General features: G+C 58.4%; 1 protein-coding gene. It reads left to right on the plus strand.

Going from position 1 to position 267, the window contains the following annotated elements:
• A partial coding sequence (locus SB756_RS30790) for a TerC family protein (RefSeq protein WP_410913332.1) occupies positions 1-267 on the plus strand: 267 nt, incomplete at both ends.

Raw genomic sequence — 267 nt, forward strand, 5'->3', positions numbered from 1 at the left:
GGGCATGACCGAGCATCTGCCGATCATGATCATTGCCGTGGTGGTCTCGGTGATCGTGATGCTGGTGGCGGCAGAGCCGTTGGCCAAGTTCATCAACGACAACCCGACGGTGGTGATGCTGGCCCTGGGCTTCCTCATCATGATCGGCATGACCTTGATCGCCGAAGGCTTCGGCGCCCATGTGCCAAAAGGTTATGTATACGCGGCCATGGCGTTCTCGGCGGTGATCGAACTGTTGAATATGGCGCGACGCAATCGCCACAAACG

It is taken from the genome of Pseudomonas sp. SIMBA_068 (assembly GCF_046534705.1).
In the GTDB taxonomy this organism is placed as follows: Bacteria; Pseudomonadota; Gammaproteobacteria; order Pseudomonadales; family Pseudomonadaceae; genus Aquipseudomonas; species Aquipseudomonas putida.